General features: G+C 62.6%; 1 protein-coding gene and 1 pseudogene. Both read right to left on the bottom strand.

Translation table 11 applies throughout. The features are described from left to right. Positions 1–121: 121 nt before the first annotated feature. Positions 122–403, bottom strand: a complete 282-nt coding sequence (locus E1288_RS46585; RefSeq protein ID WP_132495771.1) for a hypothetical protein — start codon at positions 401–403, stop codon at positions 122–124. Positions 404–466: 63 nt separating this feature from the next. After that, positions 467–585: pseudogene (locus E1288_RS49745) on the bottom strand (IS30 family transposase); the annotation flags it as partial.

Here is a 585-nt window from a genome sequence, read left to right as displayed (position 1 = left end):
GGGGGCTGGGAGATGTGTAAAAGAGACAGGGGGGGGGGGTCGGGGAGGTCACCGCACCGGCCCGGCTCGGGTCTCGTGAGTGCTGGTTCCGGTAAGAGCCGGAGTCAGCGCTCACGAGCATTCAGGCACGGAGGTGGTGCCGCCCAGTGGGCTCGTCGGGGTCCGCAGTGGGGAATCCCATTGGTATGCCGGGAGGTTCTCGTTCCGCTCGATGCTCTTCGGCCACACGGGTTTCGGCTTCGATGTCCGCTATGAGGTGCCAAACCGTGTAAGCACCTTCGCCATCTCCGGCATGCTGCCCTGTTGTGCAGAACGCGATCGCCCGGGCAGGCAGCTGACTGGCGAGCATCGTCAGGATCAACAGGTTGAACAGGACGAACGTGCTGAGCTGCATCCAGAACATGAATCTGGGTTCCTTCCGTGATGCGGAGGTTGGGTTTCGGGTTGTCCGATTTTGCCTGTGTTTTCAGGGGGTGGGTGCAACACCAAGCGCTTGGGCTAGTGCGTGTGATGGTGTCATCCAGCCGAGGGTCTGGCGGGGGCGGGTGTTGAGTTCGTGGGCGATGGCGTCGAGGTCTTCTTGGG

This window comes from Saccharopolyspora elongata, from assembly GCF_004348985.1.
GTDB classification, from domain to species: domain Bacteria; phylum Actinomycetota; class Actinomycetes; order Mycobacteriales; family Pseudonocardiaceae; genus Saccharopolyspora; species Saccharopolyspora elongata.
The sequence above is the reverse complement of the archived record's forward strand: the minus strand, read 5'-3'. Positions and strand labels throughout refer to the sequence as shown.

Coding starts and splice junctions, on each gene's coding strand:
- E1288_RS46585 (WP_132495771.1), bottom strand. CDS start 403: ATGTTCTGGATGCAGCTCAGCACGTTCGTCCTGTTCAACCTGTTGATC.